Source organism: Alteromonas sp. ABE4_545, from assembly GCF_056161325.1.
On record NZ_JBSWYY010000003.1, the window covers coordinates 12,047 to 30,814 of the forward strand.

Annotated in this window: 18 protein-coding genes; 11 read left to right on the top strand and 7 right to left on the bottom strand. The window is 46.8% G+C overall.

Annotated features, from left to right (window positions below):
* Window positions 1-63 precede the first annotated feature (63 nt).
* The 5 genes from ACXAH6_RS03930 to plsB form a co-directional block, all read right to left on the bottom strand.
* On the bottom strand, window positions 64-2,880 hold the full coding sequence (locus tag ACXAH6_RS03930; RefSeq protein WP_474875334.1) for a trypsin-like peptidase domain-containing protein: 2,817 nt from the start codon (window positions 2,878-2,880) through the stop codon (window positions 64-66).
* A gap of 100 nt (window positions 2,881-2,980) precedes the next feature.
* Complete coding sequence (locus ACXAH6_RS03935; RefSeq protein ID WP_474875335.1) at window positions 2,981-3,550, bottom strand: nucleotidyltransferase family protein; 570 nt, start codon at window positions 3,548-3,550, stop codon at window positions 2,981-2,983.
* 12 nt (window positions 3,551-3,562) lie between these two features.
* A complete protein-coding gene (locus ACXAH6_RS03940; RefSeq protein ID WP_474875336.1) occupies window positions 3,563-4,339 on the bottom strand; it encodes an HAD family acid phosphatase in 777 nt (258 codons plus the stop codon).
* Window positions 4,340-4,471: 132 nt separating this feature from the next.
* Window positions 4,472-4,855 (bottom strand): MerC domain-containing protein, encoded by a 384-nt coding sequence (locus ACXAH6_RS03945; RefSeq protein WP_474875337.1) that lies wholly within the window; start codon window positions 4,853-4,855, stop codon window positions 4,472-4,474.
* 173 nt (window positions 4,856-5,028) lie between these two features.
* On the bottom strand, window positions 5,029-7,482 hold the full coding sequence (plsB, locus tag ACXAH6_RS03950) for a glycerol-3-phosphate 1-O-acyltransferase PlsB (RefSeq protein ID WP_474875338.1): 2,454 nt from the start codon (window positions 7,480-7,482) through the stop codon (window positions 5,029-5,031).
* A gap of 197 nt (window positions 7,483-7,679) precedes the next feature.
* Here plsB and lexA point away from each other — a divergent pair, with 197 nt between their 5' ends.
* From lexA to ACXAH6_RS03975, 5 genes are all read left to right on the top strand, one after another.
* On the top strand, window positions 7,680-8,303 hold the full coding sequence (gene lexA / locus ACXAH6_RS03955; RefSeq protein ID WP_474875339.1) for a transcriptional repressor LexA: 624 nt from the start codon (window positions 7,680-7,682) through the stop codon (window positions 8,301-8,303).
* A gap of 395 nt (window positions 8,304-8,698) precedes the next feature.
* Window positions 8,699-9,814, top strand: coding sequence for a cytochrome c oxidase subunit II (coxB, locus tag ACXAH6_RS03960; RefSeq protein ID WP_474875566.1), 1,116 nt, complete (start codon window positions 8,699-8,701; stop codon window positions 9,812-9,814).
* A gap of 9 nt (window positions 9,815-9,823) precedes the next feature.
* Window positions 9,824-11,431: a cytochrome c oxidase subunit I gene (gene ctaD / locus ACXAH6_RS03965; protein WP_474875340.1), complete on the top strand. Its 1,608-nt coding sequence runs from the start codon at window positions 9,824-9,826 to the stop codon at window positions 11,429-11,431.
* Between the two features lie 10 nt (window positions 11,432-11,441).
* Window positions 11,442-12,032 (top strand): cytochrome c oxidase assembly protein, encoded by a 591-nt coding sequence (locus tag ACXAH6_RS03970; protein ID WP_474875341.1) that lies wholly within the window; start codon window positions 11,442-11,444, stop codon window positions 12,030-12,032.
* Window positions 12,033-12,043: 11 nt separating this feature from the next.
* Window positions 12,044-12,922 carry a cytochrome c oxidase subunit 3 gene (locus ACXAH6_RS03975; RefSeq protein ID WP_474875342.1) on the top strand — a complete coding sequence of 293 codons (879 nt, stop codon included), beginning with the start codon at window positions 12,044-12,046 and terminating at the stop codon, window positions 12,920-12,922.
* 10 nt (window positions 12,923-12,932) lie between these two features.
* On the opposite strand, the gene ACXAH6_RS03980 is transcribed toward ACXAH6_RS03975, so the two are convergent.
* Window positions 12,933-13,142 carry a DUF2909 domain-containing protein gene (locus ACXAH6_RS03980; protein WP_474875343.1) on the bottom strand — a complete coding sequence of 70 codons (210 nt, stop codon included), beginning with the start codon at window positions 13,140-13,142 and terminating at the stop codon, window positions 12,933-12,935.
* 27 nt (window positions 13,143-13,169) lie between these two features.
* Between ACXAH6_RS03980 and ACXAH6_RS03985 the strand changes: the two genes are divergently transcribed.
* The 6 genes from ACXAH6_RS03985 to ACXAH6_RS04010 are packed head-to-tail and all read left to right on the top strand — an operon-like array spanning window position 13,170 to window position 17,625.
* Window positions 13,170-13,877 (top strand): SURF1 family protein, encoded by a 708-nt coding sequence (locus ACXAH6_RS03985; RefSeq protein ID WP_474875344.1) that lies wholly within the window; start codon window positions 13,170-13,172, stop codon window positions 13,875-13,877.
* Complete coding sequence (locus ACXAH6_RS03990; protein ID WP_474875345.1) at window positions 13,874-14,437, top strand: hypothetical protein; 564 nt, start codon at window positions 13,874-13,876, stop codon at window positions 14,435-14,437. Before ACXAH6_RS03985 ends, ACXAH6_RS03990 begins: the two co-directional genes overlap by 4 nt.
* 9 nt (window positions 14,438-14,446) lie before the next feature.
* The gene (locus tag ACXAH6_RS03995) at window positions 14,447-15,424 is read left to right on the top strand and encodes a COX15/CtaA family protein (protein ID WP_474875346.1); all 978 of its coding nucleotides are present in this window, start codon (window positions 14,447-14,449) and stop codon (window positions 15,422-15,424) included.
* A gap of 6 nt (window positions 15,425-15,430) precedes the next feature.
* A complete protein-coding gene (gene cyoE / locus ACXAH6_RS04000; RefSeq protein ID WP_474875347.1) occupies window positions 15,431-16,342 on the top strand; it encodes a heme o synthase in 912 nt (303 codons plus the stop codon).
* Window positions 16,339-16,986 carry an SCO family protein gene (locus tag ACXAH6_RS04005; RefSeq protein WP_474875348.1) on the top strand — a complete coding sequence of 216 codons (648 nt, stop codon included), beginning with the start codon at window positions 16,339-16,341 and terminating at the stop codon, window positions 16,984-16,986. Before cyoE ends, ACXAH6_RS04005 begins: the two co-directional genes overlap by 4 nt.
* A 3-nt stretch (window positions 16,987-16,989) precedes the next feature.
* The gene (locus ACXAH6_RS04010) at window positions 16,990-17,625 is read left to right on the top strand and encodes a GNAT family N-acetyltransferase (RefSeq protein ID WP_474875349.1); all 636 of its coding nucleotides are present in this window, start codon (window positions 16,990-16,992) and stop codon (window positions 17,623-17,625) included.
* On the opposite strand, the gene ACXAH6_RS04015 is transcribed toward ACXAH6_RS04010, so the two are convergent.
* Window positions 17,622-18,722 (bottom strand): polysaccharide deacetylase family protein, encoded by a 1,101-nt coding sequence (locus tag ACXAH6_RS04015; protein ID WP_474875350.1) that lies wholly within the window; start codon window positions 18,720-18,722, stop codon window positions 17,622-17,624. The two genes, ACXAH6_RS04010 and ACXAH6_RS04015, sit on opposite strands and share 4 nt — an antisense overlap.
* Window positions 18,723-18,768: the final 46 nt, after the last annotated feature.

Here is an 18,768-nt window from a genome sequence, read left to right on the forward strand (position 1 = left end):
GCGATGAATCAATTCATCGCCTTTTTGCTTTTTGATTAGCCTTATGAGCTAACTCAAAGTGGCTCAGTACATGACTTTTTGCCACTCACCATCTACTAAGCGCACCTCGAAAAATGGCCAGTAGTGGGTGTCGAGTTTCAAGGTGATCACTTCTTCAACGTTATTGATATCCAGTGTTTTCAGCTTCACAGATTCTCGGTGCTGCTTGTCTTTCACTTGGGCAATAAAGTCATCTAGGGTCACTGTGGGTTGACCATCAATTGCAACAATACGGCGCATGGCGTAAACGTTATAGCGGTTTGCGGGAGAGCCATATTTATAACTCGCGATATACACGCCGTCACCGTCTATTCCGCGTTGCATTAGAGCGGCGCGGTGTGGTCTGTGTAGTGTTAGACCAGCCCAGAACAACACCCGATCAATGTCTTCCCCTGCGAGTAAAGACGTTTCTAATTCAGTATTTTGTACCTGACCCTCGCGAAGGTAGGTCACGCGAAGCGAGGGCGCTTGAGACAAAGCCTCAAAGGTTTTAAATGAAGTAACAGGCTGATCATTTATCGCCAACAGAATATCACCGCGCTCGAAATGGGCCGAGCTTGGCGAATCTTGCATGATTTCATAAATCATCAAGAGCTTATTGTTAACAGTATCGCCATTGATAATCTTGTTAAGCCACTCGTTAGGTAGGCCCCGCTGCAAAGCGTTCACTGGTGCAATTTGGGTTAAATTAATATTCAGTGAATAGAAACCTTGTTGCGCGGTGGCGTGATCAATCAGCTCTTGAATATAGTCAGCGGTTATCCCAGCTGAAAAATATTGGCGGCCCTCACCCTTATCGCCACCTTGGGTAAAGGTAGCCCAAAGAGCCGCGAGTTCGCCTTGTTCATTGAGGATAATGCCGTCGATAGTGCCGTTAGGGTTAACCAAGTGCGCGACCTTAATATTGTTCTCAGCAAATTGAGGCACGTTTGCGCGATTTAGCCATAGCTCCTGCACGGTATCGATATTGGTGCCGCGGTATTCCACCTCACCATCGTAATTCAACCCCATTTGAAGAATGGCGTCGTCGCGTTGAAGTGGTCGAGTTGCCAATTTGGCTTCCGCGACCGGTAGCTGGCCAAGGAGCTCTGTGGGGTAGCTCACTAATGCGAGATTGTGCAATGGATGCAAATATTCGACTTTACCATCAACTTCTAACTGGTTATTGAAGGTAATTTTAACCTCGCCCAACACACTGGGCACAATAGTACGGTCAATCACAATCCAGCCTTTTTCGGCATCAACGATAACACCGGTACCGTAGGTTTTCTCATTGCCTGAGCGACCAAGAATAGAATATGGGCTGCTATGCGTTACCTTCACTAATGCACTCTCCAAGCCCGTGTGATTAGCGACCGGGAGTGGCGTTAGATCTTCTGCCACGGTTTGTTTTGCCGGAGGAAGCGTGTTGGCAATGACATCGCAAGGCCAATAGCCTAATTCTGCATTAAAGTGACAGAAGCTGTGTTCAAACCACTGGCGATTTATTTCAACGAAGGCATATTGCGATGTTTTGGGGGCGCTTTTAGCGAAATAGCGAATATGCGCTTTCGTGCGGTCAGGAGTACGTGACAAAATCTCGTTGAACTGACTTAAATTCGCAATAGGCTCACCATTAAATTCGGTGATCACTGCATGGTTGGGAATATTGGCGGCTTTAAAGGCAGATGAGGCAAGCGCGACAAACACGCCTTCTAAAGGCTTATCCATGTGTCTTGCTTGTTGATATGACAAGTCATGAAACACACTGGCATCAAATTTTAATAGGGTCGTGGGCATCAACGCCGTTAAATCACTCACCTCAATATCGAAGCTTTGCGCAACACCTTGGCGCAGCACTTCTATCGACAGAGACTCTCCCACGTGTTGGTTAAACCATTGCTCTAAACTCACGAAATCGGCAACCGGCTCGTTGTTGATGGTGAGTAAAATATCTCCCACCTCTAACGCGGTGTCTGCTGGGCTGCCAGGCAAAATGGTATTGATGGTGAGCAAGCCTTTCAAATCGGCAAAAGTCGCGCGATAGGTTTTCTCTAATTCTGGCGTTAAACCAAGACGTTGCAATTCTGCATAAGGGGTTGATATGAAAGTGGTTAACAAACCGCCCCGAGCAATCGCTTTGCCTTGCTGGATGTTGTGCAGCGCACGAGTAACGGAATTAAGGGGAAGGTAAAACGCATTGGCTGAGCGAGATGCCGCTCCCGCGTTAATGGCTACCACTTGCCCTTCTACGTTGATCACTGGCGAGCCTGAACTGCCGCCGGTTGAAGCCGTTGATGCCTGTATGTAGTAGGTATTGAAGTCGTTATAGCGCCCCGCCCCATAGTTTGGTGCATCGCGATCCAGTCGCGAAATGGTGCCATCGAGAATTGACAGCTTTTGTCCGTCGTCGTTACCAACAATGCGAATGTCCTGTCCTACATGGGCGCTCTCGGGAGCGAGTTCAAACTCATGGGGAGTAACATATTGAATGTCTTCAGGGTTGTACTGATAGAAACCAAAATCGTGGACAGGGTCGATGTAAATCGGGGTTAATTCGATTTCTTCGTTGTTGAGCAAAATTGCCTTTGCTGTCACTGGGCCGGGCGTAACCACGTGGCGATTGGTTAAGATGATGCCGCGTTTTGCGTCCACGATAAAACCTGTGGCATAGCTTGATGTGTTCCAATTACCGTCAAAACTCACCGGCACATCAAATTGAATGCTCACCACGCCGTTAGAAACGCGTTCAATGGTTGAATTCCAATTTTGCTTTTGCGTGTTTTCACTTTGTGTGGCTGCGCAGCCACACAACCCAGCAATGAGTATGAACACTACTGCCTTTACGCCTATCCTTGTCATAACATTTCCAAAAACATCAATTTAAAATAGCAAGTTACATGATTTTGTTTGCGTAACCAAGTCCTTGAACGCAGTAAGGTTCTGTCTTTATTACCTCTGTTTAATCTCGTGTTGTGGGCAGATCTGCTGAGTCGTTGATTACGGCTAGCTTTGGCCACAATGTCAGCCAATTTTTTTTGCTGATTCGCTGCTGAAAGACGTGCAATGGGCGACGTTTATTCGGTGTGACCGTGAGAGCAAAGAGTCGCTCAAGGCCATAAACGCTCGCAAAAACGAGATCGTGGAGCCGCAACCCAACGGCTGTCTCTAGTTCTACCCAATAGCTCATTGCATCTAGGCTGTTTGAATAGGGAGGATCTTGGTATTTCAGGTGCATACGTGCCTGATTGCGCACTTCCCAATTCACATCGGGTAATAGGTGGGAAAGTGAAGATTCAATCTGGATTTCCGTCTCGGTAGACAAATCGGTGTTGTCGAAGTAGATCAGATCTACATCGTTCAACGGCGTGGGTGAAGCAACACCGTGTAGGTTGTCCCATGCCATATTTCGCACAAAACCAGCAGCAAGATAACTGTCTGGTAATTGCAGTTGTCGCGCTGCGTTAACAATATCGCAGCGCGCCTTGTCTTGCTGTAGCCACTGTTGCAATGTGGCTTGTCTGTCACTCATACGACGGGAGTATTACCAAGAACCATACATAGGGTTAGGTAATATAAGGATGTTGTGGCCTTGACGCGGCAATAATGCCTCAATGTCGGCGTCTTCTTGGGTAACAAAACGCACGTCTTCAATGTTGTCGCCTACTTGCATCTCAATGACCGCAGGTTTGCGCCATACACTTGGCACGGGTGTGTTCGCTTCAAAACATTCCGCTTTACCCGCTTCTATCATGGCGCGGCGACGATCTTTATCGTTAATAATGTCGTTGTGATTAATGGCGGCTTTGTCTTCCTTACTTCTGCCCATTAAACATGTGTTGTCTTGGGTTACTGGAAAACCGACGGCTTTTAGGTTTGCCCATGTGTGGCTATCAAGCGCTTGTGGGCGGTTTGTGATCGCAGCTAATTTGCCGCCTTTGGCTAAAAACGCTTTAACGAACGTAACCGCGCCGGGTACCGCATCTGCGTTTTCTTCTTTCACCCAGTTTGCCCAACCTTCAGAAGTGTACTTACCACCGCTTGTATCCAGGCGGCGTTGAAATTCACTGTTGTCTAGTAAGGTTTCGTCTACATCCATTACCACGACCCAATTTTCAGCGTTAATTTCGCGGTTGGTTAGTGCGTCGGCGGCATTGTGATAAAGCGACGTCGTGATCAATTTGTATTCTTTACTGATGCGTTGCCATTTCACTGCCGAAGTAAGAGGCAGTTCTTTATTCGGTTTGGCCGATACTGCGCCGGAAAAAGCAAGAGTGGCGGTGATAGCAACAAGAAGTGTGCGTTTTACAATGTGAGTCATAATGGTTCGCTCTGTGGGCAAATTAATGGTCTATTTTACGGAGATTGAAGAAACTTAACGGATAAACACGGTTAGATTGGCAACAATTGAGATAAAAATAAACAGTTAATGAAAAAAACTGGACTATTTGGTCTAATTTGTTTGGATTTGGGCTTTGTTTAGCTGCTGCTTCAGTGCTTTGGCTGTGACATAACCGTGTCGATGGGCGATAAACATGCCAATAGAGCCAAGGATTGTTAGTAATACTTCGAACTGATGGAAGATTAACCCCGCGGCCAAGCATACACACCCCAGCAAACCAAGTACCAATACGCGCTTGGAACCGGTGCGCCGATAGTTTTGTGGGAAGGCAAATAAACCGAGTAGTACCACAGGCACAATTAAGATGTAGTGGGTCCAATCAACATGATCTTGATGTAGGTAAATGCTGCCGTTCATCACGATCAATACTGCAGGTACAGCTAAACAATGCACAAGGCAAAGTACAGACAGCACCATTCCCCATATATCTCTCAACGTATGTACCTCAATATGAATTTGTAAGTGTTACAGTATAACATTGTTGGTGAGCAGAAAGGTATCACTGATCGTTGTTATCTTGGGATTGGGCGTGAAAAAATACGTTTTATTAAGGCTAACAGGGGCGAATGCAAACACCCGCCCCTATTGTTGAATTGCCGTTTCTGGGGTTAATGAGATGCGTCTTCGAGAATCGCCTTTTCCAGATGCTGGGCTATTTCTGGCCACACTAAGGCAATCACATCTTTGTGTAACGCCGACGCTTCTTCTGAATAACGCAAGCCGCCATCTGCCGTTGAGTCGAGCCAGTGATTGTCTTTTAGCGAGACAATAAAGCTCGACAGCACATTTTTGTCGTAAAACTCAGGAGAATTCATGCCGTACAAAGTTGATAACCGTTCAGCAATGTTCCGGCTGGTGCGCTCTAAACTCGCACGACTGATCTCACGCTCTTTTTTCAATACCGTCAACACCACAGCATAGCGTTGTAGTGTTTCTTGAATACAACGGCTTAATAGCCACGCAGAATGGAACTGCGGGCTGGTGGCTTCAGGAATAAAGTACATATCGTCCTGTGCCTTGAGCATACCTTGTTGTGCAAAGGTATTTAACAAGGTTTCGGTGTAAGCCAGAGCTGCGTCTTGTGTCATGTGCAAGAACCACTCTTTCTGTAGCAAAGGATACAAAGCCGCGACATGTTGAAGAATTGTATTTTTATGTGCGCCATTATGAGCAAACACAATAGATTGAATAAGTCCTGGCAACGCAAACATGTGCAGAATATTGTTGCGGTAGTAGGTCATGTATACCGCCCCGCCTTTCTGCAAGCTGATCAGCCTGCCGTATTCGTCTTCGGTAATATCAAAGCGGTTCAGCTTTAGCGTATCTTGTAACAGGGTATCGGCATTGGCTTCTGGCAAGGTGGCGTCTTTGCTGTATGGCGCGGTTCGCAACATTTGCAAATAGTCGGCCATTGATTGACGCAATTCCTGCTCGGTCATGGTATGAGTTTTTGACGATAACAAGCACAGCGATGCTAATGCCATGCCATTGATGGCGGCGGCGCTGTTGATCCTAACCATTACATTATTGGCGAGTTCATTAACCGTAGGGGTTAACCAAGCGGGCTTTTTATCGCTGGCCATATTGGTTTCACGCCATTCAGGGGCTTGTTTATCGAGAAATTGAGTGATCGATAAAGGCTCTCCAAAGTTCACAAAACCGTGACCATAGTTTTTCAACTTGCGAATGGCTGAAAAGACCTGTCCGGTTGATTCCTTTTTCTTCGAGCTGCCTTTTAGCTCTTTGAGGTAGCTTTTGACTTCCATGACATTCTCGTAACCGATATAAACAGGCACGATACTCACAGGGCGGTTTACACCTTTGGCGACGGCTTGTAATGTCATGGCTAACATGCCGGTTTTAGGGGGAAGTAATCGACCTGTTCGGCTGCGCCCTCCTTCGGGGTAGTACTTAACGGCGTAACCTTTGTTGAACAACAGCTCTAAATACTCGCGGAATACCGCTGTGTACAATTTGTTGCCAGCAAAGCTACGACGCAAGAAAAACGCACCGCCACGACGAAATACTTTGCCCACTGGCCAAAAGTTTAGGTTGATACCGGCTGCAATATGCGGCGTTACCATGCCTTCGTGATAAATAACATAGGTGAGCAACAGGTAATCCATGTGGCTGCGGTGGCAGGGCACATAAATGATTTCATGACCGTTATTGGCTAGTTCGCGAATTCGGTTAGCATGCTGAACACTTATGCCGTTGTAGATTTTATTCCAAATTCGCGTCAATAAACGTTCGCCAAAGCGAATCAAACCTTCGCGGTAATCGGCTGCAATTTCGTTGATGTATTCCACCGCGCGATCACGGGCTTGATCATGAGATAGCTTTTTACCCTTGCTCTCTTCGCCGATCGCTTTTTTGACAGAATCCGCCCCCAGTACCGCATTGTGCAGCTCTTGACGATCAAGCAGCGTAGGGCCAGTCAGTGTTTGGCGCTTTCTATGAAAGTGAGTACTTGCTACACGAATAAGTTTATGAGCGGAGTGTTTTTCACTGTCAACATTGTCGGCCATGGCGCGGGCCGATACGGCTTTGCTATAACTGATAAAGTTGTCGCGACCGAGAAAAATCACAATAAACAGTTTGCGCAACCAACTTGGGGTTGCTTGATCGGCAATTAGGTCACCAAAACCTGGCTTCCCTTTGCCCGGTGCGCGTCCCCAGGAAACAAATACTGGGACGACTTGCACGGCCAATTCTTTGTGTGTTTTGTGCAAGTGAAGTAATTCGGTGAACTGATCTTCTAAATCTGTTTTGGCGCCTTTTGCACGGAACAAAGGGCGAGTGCTGCGCAGAAATAAACTACGCGGATATTCTGTTCCGGCTAGGGTGACAGATTCTGTTGGGCTCGGTAGTCCTAACTGCGTTGCTGACATGCGCAAGGCAAGTTGGTCAGTCACCGAGTCAGATTGCAGCAAGTAGACGATGGGCTTGTTTTTATCGATGCCCAATTCTGACTCCACATCTGCGGGAATACTTTTGGTGCGAACCAGCCATTTTACTGGGAAATGAAACGCTGACAGCAACGTTTTGCGCATCCACGACATGTATTGGATTCCTGTAGAACTAATAACGCGCGCATTTTAGCATGAAACCATTCAGTGTGTATGACACAAGGTTATGTATCGATTAAATGACGAGACGAAATAGCCGGTATACAACGCAGAACCACGGTATTTAAGCGTTGTCATTTTATCGATAGTGTATATACTGACAGGTAACTGTATAGAAAAACAGGCTGTTTATGCGTCCACTAACTCCAAGACAACAGGAAGTGCTTGACCTCATCAAGTCGACAATGCAACAAACGGGTATGCCGCCCACCCGTGCAGAAATTGCGCGCGAGCTTGGCTTTCGTTCTGCAAATGCAGCAGAAGAGCATTTGAAAGCGCTAGCCCGTAAAGGGGTGATCGAAATGCTGCCCGGCACATCACGCGGGATCAAATTGAATATTCCACTTGATGATGAAGAAGAAGAGATGGGGTTACCGCTTATTGGGCGTGTTGCGGCGGGTGAACCAATACTCGCTGAACAGCATGTAGAGTCGCATTACAAGGTCGACCCTAGTTTGTTTCATCCTCAAGCTGATTTCCTGCTTCGCGTAAACGGCGAAAGTATGAAAGATATAGGTATTCTGGATGGCGACTTATTGGCGGTGCACCGCACAACTGATGTACACAATGGTCAAGTTGTTGTGGCACGGGTTGAAGACGATGTAACGGTAAAAAGGCTAGAAAAGAAAGGTCATGAGGTGTTATTGCACGCCGAAAATGAAGACTTTTCACCTATTCGAGTTGATTTAACCAGTCAGCCATTTCATATAGAAGGTATTGCTGTAGGCGTAATTAGAAACGCAGATTGGATGTAGTAAGCCTTTACTTTTTATTCGCGCACTGCTGATATTTTTGTGATTTTTTAGGGCTTGTTAGTCGTTTGATTAACAAGCTCGAATTTCTCCTTTTTTGTCATTCAATACTTGGTATTGCCCCTCCCTTACCTATCGCTTTTCTGCGAAAAGAAATTGACCGAAAAACTAGACATCGGCCAATTATTGCGCAATTCTTTAATTCAATTAACAAAAAATAAACAATAATTTAACTAAAGTTCACATGTGAGAAGTCGTGAGCGCAAGTTAATGGTGAGACACAACGGTGAAAGGAGACACGTTCGCCGGTAGCTTGTCCATCATGGAGGTGCTAAGTGAAAACGAGTACTCTTTGCGTAGCGGGTAGTTTGGTTAAGACAATAGTGGTATTGAGCTTAATGCTGTGTCAGCAAGCACTTGCATCAACCGATACCACGAATAATGCGTCGTCTGACGTAAACCTGCGCACTGGCGTTACTGAGATCAGCGGTCAGGTTTATGATTTACACATGCTGATGTTCGGTATTTGCGTAGCCATAGCCCTTATCGTTTTTGGGGTGATGTTTGTGTCGATGTATTTGCATCGCAAATCTCGAGGAGCTAAGCCCGCTAATTTTCACGAGAGCGTGAAAGTGGAAATTGCTTGGACGGTCATTCCTTTTCTGATTCTCATTGGTATGGCTATTCCTGCTGCCAAAACCTTAATCGCGATGGAAGATGCTTCTGAGCCTGATATGACCGTGCTTGTGACAGGCTCGCAGTGGAAATGGCATTACCAATACCTCGACGATGACGTTGAATTTTACTCCTTACTCGCAACACAACGCGAGCAAATCGAAAACAAATTTACCAAGGGCACGAATTATCTGCTCGAAGTCGACCGCCCATTAGTGATTCCTACCGGCCAAAAAGTACGTTTTTTAATTACTTCTGAAGATGTGATCCACAGTTGGTGGGTGCCTGACTTTGCCGTGAAAAAAGACGCAAACCCCGGTTTTATCAATGAGGCGTGGACCAAAGTTGATCAGCCAGGCATTTATCGCGGGCAATGTGCAGAACTGTGTGGCAAAGATCACGGCTTTATGCCCGTGGTGGTAATAGCCAAGCACCCTGACGACTATCAAGCATGGTTAACCGCAGAAGCCACCCGTCAACGGGAAGCAAAGGAAGAAGAGCAGCGACTATTAGCCATGAGTATGTCGATGGACGAACTGATGACAGAGGGGAAACGCGTTTACGACACCACCTGCGCGGCTTGCCATATGCCAAATGGCCAAGGATTACCGGGCGTCTTTCCGGCGTTGAAGGGCAGTGAAATGGTGAAGCATGATCAATATGGGCATATCGATATTGTACTGAACGGAAAAACCGGTACTGCAATGCAAGCGTTCGGAAAAATGCTGTCACTACGAGAAATTGCTGCTGTTGTGACTTACGAGCGCAATGCATGGGGCAACAATACCGGCGATGTAGTGCAACCCAAAGACGTTAATGATGTGGCTAACGGTAAATAGGAGCCCAATATGAATAGTTCTGAACTCGTCAATACCGACAGCCAAGTACCTCACGAAGCTCATCATCATGGTCCGCCTAAAGGCATTATGCGTTGGGTGCTCACAACCAATCACAAAGATATTGGCACTCTGTATTTGTGGTTCGCCTTCATTATGTTTTTAGTCGGTGGTGCCATGGCTATGGTGATCCGTGCCGAACTGTTTCAGCCCGGTTTACAGCTTGTCGAACCTAACTTCTTTAATCAAATGACCACGGTGCATGGCCTGATTATGGTATTTGGCGCTGTGATGCCCGCGTTTACAGGGTTGGCTAACTGGTTGATCCCTATGATGATAGGCGCTCCGGATATGGCTCTGCCTCGAATGAATAACTGGAGTTTTTGGATCTTACCCGGTGCGTTTTTGATCTTATTATCATCACTGTTTGTTGAAGGTGGCGGCCCTGCATTTGGCTGGACTTTTTATGCGCCACTTTCCACCACTTACAGTAGCGACAGTACCGCGCTGTTTGTTTTTTCTGTGCATATTATGGGGATCTCTTCAATTATGGGCGCGATGAATGTGGTCGTGACCATCTTCAACATGCGTGCGCCTGGTATGACATGGATGAAACTCCCTCTGTTTGTGTGGGCATGGTTAATTACCGCGTTTTTGCTGATTGCCGTTATGCCTGTGCTGGCGTTTGCGGTTACAGCCGTACTCACCGACAAGTATTTCGGTACGAGTTTTTTCGACGCCGCAGGGGGCGGTGATCCTGTTATGTTCCAACACATTTTCTGGTTCTTTGGTCATCCAGAGGTGTACATCATGATATTGCCCGCGTTTGGAATTATTTCTCAGATTATCCCCACGTTTGCGCGCAAAAGACTGTTTGGTTATTCGTCTATGGTCTATGCCACGGCTTCTATTGCTTTGCTGAGTTTTGTTGTGTGGGCGCACCACATGTTTACAACGGGCATGCCTGTGCAGTGGGAAATGTTCTTTATGTTTGCCACTATGCTAATTTCAGTACCGACCGGAGTAAAAGTGTTTAACTGGGTTGCTACTATGTGGCGCGGCTCAATGACCTTTGAAATTCCGATGATGTTTGCCATTGCCTTTGTGGTGTTGTTTACCATTGGTGGTCTGTCTGGCTTGATGTTAGCGATCACTCCCGTCGACTTTCAATACCATGATACTTACTTTGTTGTTGCCCATTTTCATTATGTATTGGTCACTGGTGCCGTGTTTTCCATTATGGCAGCGGTCTATTACTGGCTTCCTAAATGGACTGGGCACATGTTCGATATCACCTTGGCGAAGTGGCATTTCTGGTGCTCGCTAATTTCGGTTAATGTACTGTTTTTCCCTATGCATTTTGTCGGGTTGGCGGGTATGCCCAGACGCATTCCTGACTATGCTTTGCAATTTGCTGATTTCAACAAATGGATCAGTTTAGGTGGCTTTGCATTTGGGTTGTCACAACTGATCTTCTTGGTAGTAATGATCAAGGCGTGTCGCAAGCTTGGCGAGCCAGTTGATGCACGAGTATGGGAAGGGGCTGAAGGGCTAGAATGGGAAGCCCTGCCGTCTCCGGCTCCCTATCATTCGTTTGATACACCACCAGAAATAAAGTGAGTGACTAGCGATGACTCAGCCTGCCTCAATACACCGATCTTTGATGATAAAACTGGTCATTATTGTGATTGGTATGTTTGGCTTTGGTTTCGCGCTGGTGCCCTTGTATGACGTGTTTTGTGACCTAACCGGAATCAATGGTAAAACCGATAATCAAGCCAATACCTACAGCGCAGTAATGTTAGACGAGAGCCGCTTTGTGACGGTGGAATTTTTAACTCGGACTCATACGGGTATGCCGTGGGCCTTTTCGTCGCAAACTCAAAAAGTGAAGGTGCACCCGGGGCAGCTAAACGAAGTTACGTTTTATGTACGCAATCCATCAAATAAGGCGATGGTGGCCCAAGCGATTCCGTCTGTCTCACCAGGGCGTGCAGCACTGTATTTGAATAAAACCGAGTGTTTTTGCTTTAACCAACAGCCCTTATCCGCCGGCGCCGAAGCAGAAATGCCAATGCGATTTTATGTCGATCCTCAAATTCCCAAAGACATAACGTACTTTACTGTGCAGTACACCCTCTTTGATGTGACAGGTGATGACAAAGGCGGGGAACAAACTAATCCTTACTTAAACTCTGAAGCGATAGCGCAAACAGAGTAAAGGAGAATCCGATGCAACAACACTATGAAAAATACTACGTGCCAGCACAAAGCCCTTGGCCAATAGTCGGGGCGATTGCGCTGTTTTTAATTGCGGTGGGCGCAGGTAACGTAGTGATCGAAAGTACTAAAGACGCCGAGGGGCCAGGAAAGTGGATTTTACTCTCTGGCGTTATCGCTCTACTCGTTATGTTGACGGGGTGGTTTAAAAATCAAATTGATGAGTCGATGGCTGGCTTGTACAGCAAGCAGTTAGACCGTTCTTATCGACAAGGCATGAGCTGGTTTATCTTTTCTGAAGTGATGTTTTTTGTCGGGTTGTTTGGCGCTCTATTCTACGCCCGAAATATCGCAGTGCCTTGGTTAGGCGGTGAAGGTAATAATGCCATGACCAACGAAGTGTTGTGGTCTGGGTTCGAAGCGGTTTGGCCGCTAGTAAAAACACCGGGTGGAACCGAAACACAAGCCATGAGTTGGGCTGGCTTACCGACTATCAATACCCTTATTTTACTGGCGTCTTCGATTACCTTGCATTTCGCTCACGTGGGGTTAGAGCAAAATAAGCGTACTCAGCTAAAAGGTATGCTCGCACTAACAATTGTGCTGGGCTGTGTATTCCTCGCCTTACAAGTACAAGAATATATTCACGCTTATGACGATCTTGGGCTGACTTTTCAAAGTGGCATTTATGGCAACACCTTCTTTTTACTGACCGGCTTTCACGGACTTCATGTAACGCTTGGCACGGTTATCTTGATGGTTTTGTTTGCTCGCATAATGAAGGGGCATTTTTCTCCAGATAGCCACTTTGCGTTTCAAGCAGGCAGTTGGTATTGGCATTTTGTCGACGTGGTGTGGGTGATGCTTTATTTCTTTGTTTACGTATTGTGAGTGACGCATGTCAATAAGGGCGTGGGTTTGGTGTGATCCAACCAAAGGCTATAGCAATCAAAATCAAGGCGACGATAGCGGCCGAGGTGAGTACTCGTCGGCCAATAAATTTGCTCATTGGTTCACCATTTGTGTCGCCTTGCATCATGGTACGCATGGCGCGAAACAGGTTAAACACCATAAACGCGAGCATCAACATAATGACAATTTTTATCCACATCGCCTTACTCCGAGTCTAGGGTTTTCAATGATGTCATTGCGGTTGCTGATAGCCATTGGGGTTTGGGTTTTAGCCATGCTTATCATGTTAAGTTTGGCGATGTGGCAACTAACCCGCATGGACGAAAAGCAACAGCGTTTATCAAGCATAGCTGAAAAACAACAGGTTGCGCCGTTAAGCTTAGCGGCAGCAATGGCGATGTCGGGCGACCTGCGAGATATCCCAGTTGTGGTAACAGGGGTCTTTGACCCTATGCACGCGTTGTTGCTAGACAATCAGGTGAAAGACGGTGTGGTGGGGTATTACTTACTAATGCCATTGCAAACCCAAGCAGACACCGTATTGGTGAACGTCGGCTGGTTACCCGCTCCACAGTTACGTAGTGAATTACCAGCAATACCTGAGCCGTTTACCCAGCGGCAGCGGGTACGCGTTCAGGCTGTAATTACCCAACCGAGCGCAAACCCGTTTATTTCGGATCCGTTTGTACCTGTTGCTTCTTTTCCTATGCGCATTCAACAAGTTGAGTTCGCAAAGTTAAATGAACTGCTTTCCCATACTCTATTACCCATTGTTCTCGTGACCACAGAGCCCCTTTACAACATGTCGGTGCCCCATTGGCAAGCGGTTGTTATGCCTCCCGAAAAACACTTGGGCTATGCCATTCAGTGGTTCGGTTTAGCGCTAGCCGCTTTAGTGATAGGGGCCATTGCACTATTTAAAAGGAGTCGATGATGCACACTCGCTTAAGTAAAAAGCGCAGTTTACTGGCGCTGGTAGCTGTTTTTGTGATGCCGGTGGTATTGGCAAAGCTCGCGCTTGAGCAGCAATGGTTTGAACAAGGTGCGACCAATAAAGGCACCTTGTTGCAACCTGTGGTTTCGATGACCCCAGTGCTTGGCAATGAGTCTAAACATTGGCGCTTGGTCTATACCCTGCCCTCAGAGTGTGATGCCGCCTGTGACAACGCGCTCATAAGTATTCAGCAGGTATGGCTAGCGTTGGGCAGAGAGGCAGAACGGGCGAAACCCGTGGTTTTAGTTACCTCACACAGCGATAGTTCGGCGTTAGCCCAATTAGTGGAAAACGCGTCTTTTTCAATTGTCAGTGTGGATGAGGCAACGCTATCCAATGTGTTGTTAAGCCTCCCTATTAATAACATTTACGTGGTCGACACCCAAGATAATGCCATGCTGCGTTACCCCTTATATCAAGATCAGCAAGAAGCGATATTGCACAGCAGGGCAATGCTTGCTGATTTGAAAAAGCTGTTGAAGTTATCGCGTATCGGTTGAGGAGCGATTATGAAAAAGCTCGTATTGGTTGGTATTTTGTTGGCAACTGTTGTCATTATGTTGGGTGCCTACACCCGACTGACCGATGCGGGGTTGGGGTGTCCTGATTGGCCGGGGTGCTATGGATATTTAATTGTTCCTCAGCAAGCCGAACATATAGATATAGCGAATTCCGCGTTTCCCGAGCGCCCTGTTGAAGCGCACAAAGCATGGAATGAAATGATTCATCGTTACTTTGCGGGGGCTTTGGGCTTGCTGATTATGGTGATCGCCGCCATTGCGGTGGTCAAACACCGAGAAGGTATGCCCTTGCGTCTGCCTCTTTTTCTGGTGGCTTTGGTTGGGTTTCAGGCATTGTTGGGAATGTGGACCGTAACCCTCAACCTTTTACCCATAGTCGTGCTTGGGCATTTGCTAGGTGGCTTTGGCGTACTGTGCGGCTTATTTTTATTGTATTTGCGCCTGAGTGGGTGGCGTTTGGGGCTTAGCGACAGTCGAGTAAAAGCTTATGGCAAATACGCGATTATTGGTATTGGTGTAGTTGTGGCGCAAATTAGTTTGGGAGGGTGGACTTCGGCGAATTATGCGGCACTGGCGTGTACCGAATTCCCTGTTTGTGAGGGCGGGTGGGAGCAGCGTATTGATTTAAAAGGCGCATACAGTGTTCCAGAGGCTGAAAATTATGAATATGGTGTGCACGGTTATTCGGAGCGAATGACCATGCACATCATGCATAGGGCTGGCGCGATTATCACTCTATTTTATCTGGCTTGGCTAGCTATCAGCCTGTTTACTCACACCAAGCATACGTGGTTACGTAAATTGGCTGTAGGAATAGGCAGTGTGTTGATGGCGCAGTTGATGTTAGGGGTAAGCAATGTGGTCTTCAGTTTACCCTTACCGATAGCTGTGTTGCACAATATCGTTGCAGCGTGTTTGCTGCTGTTGATGGTAACACTTGCCTACTTGCTGTATCGACGTTGTTAGGAGGCGATGATGGCGCGCGTGTTTTCTCAAGTTCAAAATCAGCATGGACTCACGGTTTCTCGTTGGCGTGATTATTACGAGTTAACCAAGCCTAAAGTGGTGATGTTATTGTTGCTGACCGCGTTAGTAGGAATGTGCTTGGCAACACCTACTTGGGTGGACTGGCAGGTTTTAGCCACAGGCTTGATCGGTATTGGTTTACTGGCGGCGTCAGCGGCAGTGATTAATCATGTCGTTGACCAAAATATCGATGTGAACATGGCGCGAACCCGGCACCGCCCCGTTGCTAAAGGGCGAGTGAGTACACTTGATGCCTTAGTGTTTGCCGCAGTACTTGCTGTTGTTGGTTTCGTTTTTTTATGGTTTGGAACTAACGCGCTTACCGCTTGGTTAACATTGGCAAGCCTAGTGATTTATGCAGGAATTTATACGGGGTTTCTAAAGCGTGCGACACCGCAGAATATTGTTATTGGAGGCGTGGCTGGTGCAGCTCCTCCCCTGCTCGGCTGGTCGGCAGTTACTAATACCATTGACCCTCATGCGCTGCTGTTAGTGCTAATTATCTTTACGTGGACGCCCCCTCATTTTTGGGCGCTGGCGATAAACAGAGAAAAAGACTATGCCAATGCAAAGGTGCCTATGTTACCTGTGACCCATGGCGTTAGTTTTACCAAAACGTGCGTCTTGCTCTACACAGTATTGCTTATGGTGGTTTGTTGGCTTCCCTACCTGGTGGGAATGACAGAGGAAATATATTTAATCGGTGCGACCATATTAAACGCAGGGTTTTTATATTGGGCGATCAAACTAAAGTTTTTCCCTGATGCTGATACGGCAATGAAGACATTCCGCTTTTCTATCTTGCATCTCATGGTATTGTTTGTGGTTTTATTATTGGATCATTACGTAGTGTTATGACAGTTAAAAACACAGTGGTGGCGCTAGTGTGCGTAGCCTTGAGTGCGCTTATAGCTGGTGTGTGGTTGTCTACTTCTCTGTCTAAAGAGGATAAAAATACGCCTCAATATTTTCAAACTTTTCCTGCGCCACGGCAGCTCGCGACCTTTCAATTGGTAAATCAAGATAACCAAGCAGTGACCAATTCGGTATTTGATAATAAGTGGACATTGCTGTTTTTGGGTTACACCTTTTGCCCTGATGTATGCCCCACAACTTTGGCCGCGCTAAATCAAATTTACCCATCTTTACAAAATGTTAAAACTTCTCAAACTATTCAAGTGGTGTTTATTTCAGTTGACCCGCAAAGAGACACGCCACAAAGGTTGCACGAATATGTCAATTACTTTAACCCTGAGTTTGTCGCGTTAACGGGTGAGCACGCTCAGCTCTTCCCGCTTGTACGCAGTTTGGGTTTGATGTATGCGATGGTTGACGATACGGAACAAGATTATTACCTTGTTGATCACAGTGCTTCTATTGTACTTATTAATCCAGAAGGATTGGCAGTAGGGCGATTTAAACCAGAGCATATCCCCGGTCAGGTTGCGATCAGTGACAAAGATCAAATTCTTGCCGACTTGCCGAGTATCGTTAATAATTAGTCAATGACCAGTAGTATCGTTGTTCGAAAAGCAACGGCAGCTGACGGAACAGATGCAGTACCCCTGTTATTAGCTGCCGGTGATCCCTTGTTGGTGAATGTGTTTGGTCTCGGTGACGAAGACCAAGCTTTGTCATATCTTCAATATGCTTGGCAATATGGCTCAGGCCAATATGGGTTCAAAAACCATTTTGTCGCTACTCTTGATGAGAAAGTGGTTGGGTTGATTTGTGGCTGGCATAGTCGTTTACCGAAAGATTTTGATCGCGCTACGTTAAGCTCCATCACCGATCATTACGGTTTAGATGGCGCAATTGACGTGGTTATGCGCGGTCAAGTGTATATGGCTACACTCGAACCCCCCATGGCAACGGAGTTGTGTGTTGGGCATTTGGCTGTGCACCGTTCAGCCCGCCGCAAAGGTGTAGGGCGAATGCTGCTCGAACACATGCACGACTACGCCCACTCCCTCAAGAAAAACGCCCTTGTACTGAATGTCTTGTCTGACAACGACAGCGCGGTTTCATTTTATCAACGCTGCGGCTTTGGTGTTCACCAAACTACGCCGCCCTTTGTACAACTCATTCGTGTGGTTAAACACCTAGGCGAAGAGATCCAAAACCGCTTTTCTTCTTTTTAATCGGGGTACTGCCCTTGGTCATTGGCAATGAAAAATGGCACTGAATACCAATAATACCGCCCACTAAATTGTTTCGACGGTGCAGTGCAATTAACCCGTGATCTGCCTATTGGCAGGGCTTTGCTTAGGGTAAAACTCACTTTGTTTCCGTCTTTCTCCAAAGGAATGGGTTGGCCCTGAAAATAACAGGTCATCCCGTGCATCCCTACATCCTTGCTAGTTACACGAAAAGAAACAGAGTCACTGAGTTGTCGGGTAGTTAACTCAGGGTTGCGAATACTCAGCTCGTCAATGGGCATCGCCAAGCTCGCTAGCTTTGTTTTTAAAGAGTTGAGGTTGGCGTAAGGTCCAGCCGCGGGATAACGAGGCAGTGCGGTAAAATCACTCGATGGACCAATGGCACCAGATTGCTGCCCGAAACCCACATAGCCATGTTCTGTTAACGCATGCGCTAAGGCCTGATTATACTCGCCAAAGGGATAGGCCAAATACCGCAACGATTGCCCCGTATGCTTAGCAATGTCGGCTTCTGCTTGCTCCACGTTTTGCCAAACGCGTTCAAGCCAATCGGCTTGGCTTTCGTTCGGGAGCTTATTTAGCATGTGCAAATGATCGAGTGTGTGGTTGGCAAAGCTCACGCCCTCTTTTTGCATGGCACTGACTTCATTCCAAGTCAACTGATTACCCTGTTTACCAATAACATCAGGATTAATGAATATGGTGTAAGGCATGCCGTATTTGCGCAAAATCGGGTGCGCATTTTTGTATATATTGTCGTAACCGTCATCAAAAGTGATCACAACCGTTTTGTCGGGCAAAGGGGTGTGATTGCGTAAGGCGGTAATCACCTCATCGAGGGGTTTAACAATAAAGTTTTCGTGCACGTAGGCCATATGCGCTTCAAACTGTGCCGGTGTAACAGACGTGCTTTGGGGCGTATTATCATCAACATGGTGATATAACAGTACAACGGCGTTATGTAAGTTGGCGGGGTTTTCTACTGCCATTGTCTGACAGCAAAATAGTCCAAAGACAAGGCCTAATAGCCGCCATGTCATCTTGGTATTTTTACCACAAGTTACCGTGTTAAACTTCACATCTGCTCCTTTTCGCGAACCCGTTTATGGTTCGCAATTTCATTAT

Bases quoted from the DNA above. Each gene is read 5' to 3' on its own strand.
- ACXAH6_RS03930 (WP_474875334.1), bottom strand. From the start codon at position 2,880: ATGACAAGGATAGGCGTAAAGGCAGTAGTGTTCATACTCATTGCTGGG.
- ACXAH6_RS03935 (WP_474875335.1), bottom strand. From the start codon at position 3,550: ATGAGTGACAGACAAGCCACATTGCAACAGTGGCTACAGCAAGACAAG.
- ACXAH6_RS03940 (WP_474875336.1), bottom strand. From the start codon at position 4,339: ATGACTCACATTGTAAAACGCACACTTCTTGTTGCTATCACCGCCACT.
- plsB (WP_474875338.1), bottom strand. From the start codon at position 7,482: ATGTCGTGGATGCGCAAAACGTTGCTGTCAGCGTTTCATTTCCCAGTA.
- lexA (WP_474875339.1), top strand. From the start codon at position 7,680: ATGCGTCCACTAACTCCAAGACAACAGGAAGTGCTTGACCTCATCAAG.
- coxB (WP_474875566.1), top strand. From the start codon at position 8,699: ATGCTGTGTCAGCAAGCACTTGCATCAACCGATACCACGAATAATGCG.
- ctaD (WP_474875340.1), top strand. From the start codon at position 9,824: ATGAATAGTTCTGAACTCGTCAATACCGACAGCCAAGTACCTCACGAA.
- ACXAH6_RS03970 (WP_474875341.1), top strand. From the start codon at position 11,442: ATGACTCAGCCTGCCTCAATACACCGATCTTTGATGATAAAACTGGTC.
- ACXAH6_RS03975 (WP_474875342.1), top strand. From the start codon at position 12,044: ATGCAACAACACTATGAAAAATACTACGTGCCAGCACAAAGCCCTTGG.
- ACXAH6_RS03980 (WP_474875343.1), bottom strand. From the start codon at position 13,142: ATGTGGATAAAAATTGTCATTATGTTGATGCTCGCGTTTATGGTGTTT.
- ACXAH6_RS03985 (WP_474875344.1), top strand. From the start codon at position 13,170: ATGATGTCATTGCGGTTGCTGATAGCCATTGGGGTTTGGGTTTTAGCC.
- ACXAH6_RS03990 (WP_474875345.1), top strand. From the start codon at position 13,874: ATGATGCACACTCGCTTAAGTAAAAAGCGCAGTTTACTGGCGCTGGTA.
- ACXAH6_RS03995 (WP_474875346.1), top strand. From the start codon at position 14,447: ATGAAAAAGCTCGTATTGGTTGGTATTTTGTTGGCAACTGTTGTCATT.
- cyoE (WP_474875347.1), top strand. From the start codon at position 15,431: ATGATGGCGCGCGTGTTTTCTCAAGTTCAAAATCAGCATGGACTCACG.
- ACXAH6_RS04005 (WP_474875348.1), top strand. From the start codon at position 16,339: ATGACAGTTAAAAACACAGTGGTGGCGCTAGTGTGCGTAGCCTTGAGT.
- ACXAH6_RS04010 (WP_474875349.1), top strand. From the start codon at position 16,990: ATGACCAGTAGTATCGTTGTTCGAAAAGCAACGGCAGCTGACGGAACA.